This window comes from Psychroserpens sp. SPM9, assembly GCF_025153525.1.
Taxonomy (GTDB): Bacteria; Bacteroidota; Bacteroidia; order Flavobacteriales; family Flavobacteriaceae; genus Psychroserpens.
Genome location: NZ_JANZNR010000017.1, coordinates 1 through 5,555, shown reverse-complemented (window position 1 = coordinate 5,555; position 5,555 = coordinate 1). Strand labels below are relative to the sequence as shown.

Here is a 5,555-nt window from a genome sequence, read left to right as displayed (position 1 = left end):
TATAAAAACAAAAAACCCTTTTCATTTTGATATGAAAAGGGTTTCAAAAAAGGCGACGACCTACTCTCCCACAACTGGCAGTACCATCGGCGCAAATGGGCTTAACTTCTCTGTTCGGAATGGTAAGAGGTGAGCCCCATCGCAATAATCACCTTAAATCTTTCGGTGTGTGTAGATTTAGTAATCTACTTAACCGTATAAAATAACATATTGAAAAAAAACATCATAAAAATAGTATTGTCACTCTAAAAAAACAGGCGTACAATAAGCCTATGGGTTATTAGTACTACTCGGCTATGACATTACTGCCTTTACACCTATAGCCTATCAACGTGGTCATCTTCCACGACCCTTTAAAGAAATCTCATCTTGTGGTAGGTTTCGCGCTTATATGCTTTCAGCGCTTATCCTTTCCCAACGTAGCTACCCAGCAATGCTCCTGGCGGAACAACTGGTACACCAGAGGTTAGTCCAACTCGGTCCTCTCGTACTAGAGTCAGATCCACTCAAATTTCTAACGCCCACAGTAGATAGAGACCGAACTGTCTCACGACGTTCTGAACCCAGCTCGCGTGCCACTTTAATGGGCGAACAGCCCAACCCTTGGGACCTTCTCCAGCCCCAGGATGTGACGAGCCGACATCGAGGTGCCAAACCCCCCCGTCGATGTGAGCTCTTGGGGGAGATCAGCCTGTTATCCCCGGAGTACCTTTTATCCTTTGAGCGATGGCCCTTCCATGCGGAACCACCGGATCACTATGCTCTACTTTCGTACCTGATCGACCTGTATGTCTCTCAGTCAAGCTCCCTTATGCCATTGCACTCTACGCACGGTTACCAAGCGTGCTGAGGGAACCTTTAGAAGCCTCCGTTACTCTTTTGGAGGCGACCACCCCAGTCAAACTACCCACCAAGCACTGTCCCCCGATTACGGGGTTAGACTCTAGATAAGCAAAGGGTGGTATTTCAACAATGACTCCACAACGCCTAGCGACGCTGCTTCAAAGTCTCCCACCTATCCTACACATTACTTATCCAAAGCCAATACTAAGCTATAGTAAAGGTTCACGGGGTCTTTTCGTCCCACTGCGGGTAATCGGCATCTTCACCGATACTACAATTTCACCGAGCTCATGGCTGAGACAGTGTCCAGATCGTTACACCATTCGTGCAGGTCGGAACTTACCCGACAAGGAATTTCGCTACCTTAGGACCGTTATAGTTACGGCCGCCGTTTACTGGGGCTTCATTTCAGATCTTCGCCGAAGCTAAACCCTCCACTTAACCTTCCAGCACCGGGCAGGTGTCAGGCCCTATACATCATCTTTCGATTTAGCAGAGCCCTGTGTTTTTGATAAACAGTCGCCTGGACCTTTTCACTGCGGCCCCACCGAAGTGGGGCGACCCTTCTCCCGAAGTTACGGGCCGATTTTGCCTAGTTCCTTAGCCATGAATCTCTCGAGCACCTTAGAATTCTCATCCCAACTACCTGTGTCGGTTTAGGGTACGGGCTGCTTCACTCGCTTTTCTTGGAAGTCGCTTCTCTGGATTATCACCTTGACCGTAGTCTCAGTGTACTATCGCGGTATTACTACTCGCTTCAACGTGCTATTCCGTCAGCACGCACCAAATATACGCCTCCGTCACTTTTAGTGTGAGCAGGTACAGGAATATTAACCTGTTGTCCATCCACTTCCCCTTTCGGGTTCGCGTTAGGTCCCGACTAACCCTCAGCTGATTAGCATAGCTGAGGAAACCTTAGTCTTTCGGTGTGCGGGTTTCTCGCCCGCATTATCGTTACTTATGCCTACATTTTCTTTTGTAGCTTCTCCAGCAAGCCTCACGACTCACCTTCGACGACACTACAATGCTCCCCTACCACTTTTTCAAGTCCATAGCTTCGGTAGTATGTTTATGCCCGATTATTATCCATGCCGAACCGCTCGACTAGTGAGCTGTTACGCACTCTTTAAATGAATGGCTGCTTCCAAGCCAACATCCTAGCTGTCTAAGCAGTTCAACCTCGTTTATTCAACTTAACATACATTTGGGGACCTTAGCTGATGGTCTGGGTTCTTTCCCTCTCGGACATGGACCTTAGCACCCATGCCCTCACTGCTGATGAACATTTTATAGCATTCGGAGTTTGTCAGGAATTGGTAGGCGGTGAAGCCCCCGCATCCAATCAGTAGCTCTACCTCTATAAAACTATAAATCAACGCTGCACCTAAATGCATTTCGGGGAGTACGAGCTATTTCCGAGTTTGATTGGCCTTTCACCCCTACCCACAGGTCATCCGAAGACTTTTCAACGTCAACCGGTTCGGGCCTCCACTGTGTGTTACCACAGCTTCACCCTGCCCATGGGTAGATCACACGGTTTCGCGTCTACCACTACTAACTAAAGCGCCCTATTCAGACTCGCTTTCGCTACGGCTGCGGCACTGAATGCCTTAACCTTGCTAGCAACGGTAACTCGTAGGCTCATTATGCAAAAGGCACGCCGTCACCCCAAAGGGCTCCGACCGCTTGTAAGCGTATGGTTTCAGGATCTTTTTCACTCCTTTATTCAAGGTTCTTTTCACCTTTCCCTCACGGTACTAGTTCACTATCGGTCTCTCAGGAGTATTTAGCCTTAACGGATGGTCCCGCCAAATTCATACAGGATTACACGTGTCCCGCACTACTCAGGATACCACTATTAATAACGATCTTTACTTATACGGGACTATCACCCTCTTTGGTCACTCTTTCCAAAGTGTTCTAATTCATTACGCATCAAATATCGTGGTCCTACAACCCCACAATTGCCGTAACAATTATGGTTTGGGCTAATCCGAGTTCGCTCGCCGCTACTATCGGAATCACTTTTGTTTTCTTCTCCTCCGGGTACTTAGATGTTTCAGTTCTCCGGGTTCGCCTCCTTACGGATAACATGTCTTCAACATGCTGGGTTGCCCCATTCGGATATCTGCGGATCGATTTGTATGTGCCAATCCCCGCAGCTTTTCGCAGCTTATCACGTCCTTCATCGCCTCTGAGAGCCTAGGCATTCCCCATACGCTCTTATGTAGCTTATTGTACTTTTTGTCTTTTTAATGAGTTATAACTAGTTAAAAGCTCGTAAACTTTAACTAATTATGATTCAATACAACAATAAATTGTTGTACTTATTATTTTTATGTATCTTTTTTCAATATGTCAATGAACTTTGAGATTCCCGTTTTCACGGGAACTTGGTGGAGAATATCGGAGTCGAACCGATGACCTCCTGCGTGCAAGGCAGGCGCTCTAGCCAGCTGAGCTAATCCCCCGTTTTTAGTCGTCAGTAATCAATATTCAGTAATCAGTTTTATGGTGATGTACTGCGTACTGCAAACTGCGTACTGTAAACTGGTTTCCCAACTTCTAGAATTTCCTTTATAATATTATAGATAGTAGTCTCAGGCAGACTCGAACTGCCGACCTCTACATTATCAGTGTAGCGCTCTAACCAGCTGAGCTATGAGACTCTACTATAATAGATCAATTAAATTAACAGCAAAAGAATAAACAACTTCTTTCTTAAAATGTGTTTCGCTTAGTCGTCTTTCTCTAGAAAGGAGGTGTTCCAGCCGCACCTTCCGGTACGGCTACCTTGTTACGACTTAGCCCTAGTTACTAATTTTACCCTAGGCCGCTCCTTGCGGTGACGGACTTCAGGCACTCCCAGCTTCCATGGCTTGACGGGCGGTGTGTACAAGGCCCGGGAACGTATTCACCGCATCATGGCTGATATGCGATTACTAGCGATTCCAGCTTCACGGAGTCGAGTTGCAGACTCCGATCCGAACTGTGATAGGGTTTATAGATTCGCTCCTTCTCGCGAAGTGGCTGCTCTCTGTCCCTACCATTGTAGCACGTGTGTAGCCCAGGACGTAAGGGCCGTGATGATTTGACGTCATCCCCACCTTCCTCACGGTTTGCACCGGCAGTCTTGTTAGAGTTCCCATCTTTACATGCTGGCAACTAACAACAGGGGTTGCGCTCGTTATAGGACTTAACCTGACACCTCACGGCACGAGCTGACGACAACCATGCAGCACCTTGTAAAGTGTCCGAAGAAAAAACTATCTCTAGTCCTGTCACTCTACATTTAAGCCCTGGTAAGGTTCCTCGCGTATCATCGAATTAAACCACATGCTCCACCGCTTGTGCGGGCCCCCGTCAATTCCTTTGAGTTTCATTCTTGCGAACGTACTCCCCAGGTGGGTTACTTATCACTTTCGCTTAGCCACTCAAACCGAAGTCCGAACAGCTAGTAACCATCGTTTACGGCGTGGACTACCAGGGTATCTAATCCTGTTCGCTCCCCACGCTTTCGTCCATCAGTGTCAATATATTATTAGTAATCTGCCTTCGCAATTGGTATTCTATGTAATATCTATGCATTTCACCGCTACACTACATATTCTAACTACTTCATAATAATTCAAGATAACCAGTATCAAAGGCAATTCTACAGTTGAGCTGCAGACTTTCACCTCTGACTTAATTATCCACCTACGGACCCTTTAAACCCAATGATTCCGGATAACGCTTGGATCCTCCGTATTACCGCGGCTGCTGGCACGGAGTTAGCCGATCCTTATTCTTACAGTACCGTCAAATTCCCTCACGAGGGAGTGTTTCTTCCTGTATAAAAGCAGTTTACAACCCATAGGGCAGTCTTCCTGCACGCGGCATGGCTGGATCAGAGTTGCCTCCATTGTCCAATATTCCTCACTGCTGCCTCCCGTAGGAGTCTGGTCCGTGTCTCAGTACCAGTGTGGGGGATCCCCCTCTCAGGGCCCCTATCTATCGTTGCCATGGTATGCCGTTACCACACCATCTAGCTAATAGAACGCATACTCATCTTTTACCACCGAAGCTTTAATTATTAATTGATGCCAATCAATAATACCATGGAGTATTAATCTTCATTTCTAAAGGCTATCCTCCTGTAAAAGGTAGATTGTATACGCGTTACGCACCCGTGCGCCACTCGTCATCTGGTGCAAGCACCAATGTTACCGTTCGACTTGCATGTGTTAGGCCTGCCGCTAGCGTTCATCCTGAGCCAGGATCAAACTCTTCATCGTTAAATCTTTAAGTCTTTTAGACTTGTTCTTTTAACAACTAATCGAAATTGTTTAATTTTTAGTACTCAAAATGGTCTATTCTTTTGTCTCGAAAATTATCGTTTCCAATAATCCTCTTACGCTGTCAATTCAATATGTTAATGAACTTTTCTTATCTTTTCTTAAGCGCTTTATCACTTAAGCGGGTGCAAATATAAAACCCTTTTTTTATTCCCACAATATCTTTTGACTTTTTTTTGAAATTATTTTTACAACCCCACTTTCAAATCAAAATCCTTATGAACTTCACTAAACTTATCTCGCTTAGCGGGTGCAAATATACAACCCTTATTTTCTTCTTTCCAAACCTTTTGATATCTTTTTTTTAATTCTTTTTTTTACAAACGCTTAACACCTTAATATATCGACTATTGGGTAATGAAATTTGTTTGAAAA

Annotated in this window: 2 tRNA genes and 3 rRNA genes; all 5 read right to left on the bottom strand. The window is 45.6% G+C overall.

The window, feature by feature from the left end:
- Nucleotides 1-47: 47 nt before the first annotated feature.
- A 5S ribosomal RNA gene (rrf, locus tag N4270_RS16905) occupies nucleotides 48-156 on the bottom strand.
- A 104-nt stretch (nucleotides 157-260) separates the two neighbouring features.
- Nucleotides 261-3,081, bottom strand: a 23S ribosomal RNA gene (locus N4270_RS16900).
- Nucleotides 3,082-3,237: 156 nt separating this feature from the next.
- Nucleotides 3,238-3,314 (bottom strand) — tRNA-Ala (locus N4270_RS16895).
- A gap of 124 nt (nucleotides 3,315-3,438) precedes the next feature.
- Nucleotides 3,439-3,512, bottom strand: a tRNA-Ile gene (locus N4270_RS16890).
- An 86-nt stretch (nucleotides 3,513-3,598) separates the two neighbouring features.
- Nucleotides 3,599-5,120: ribosomal RNA gene (locus tag N4270_RS16885) — 16S ribosomal RNA — on the bottom strand.
- Together the 16S, 23S and 5S rRNA genes with 2 tRNA genes alongside form the textbook arrangement of a ribosomal RNA operon.
- Between the last annotated feature and the right edge of the window lie 435 nt (nucleotides 5,121-5,555).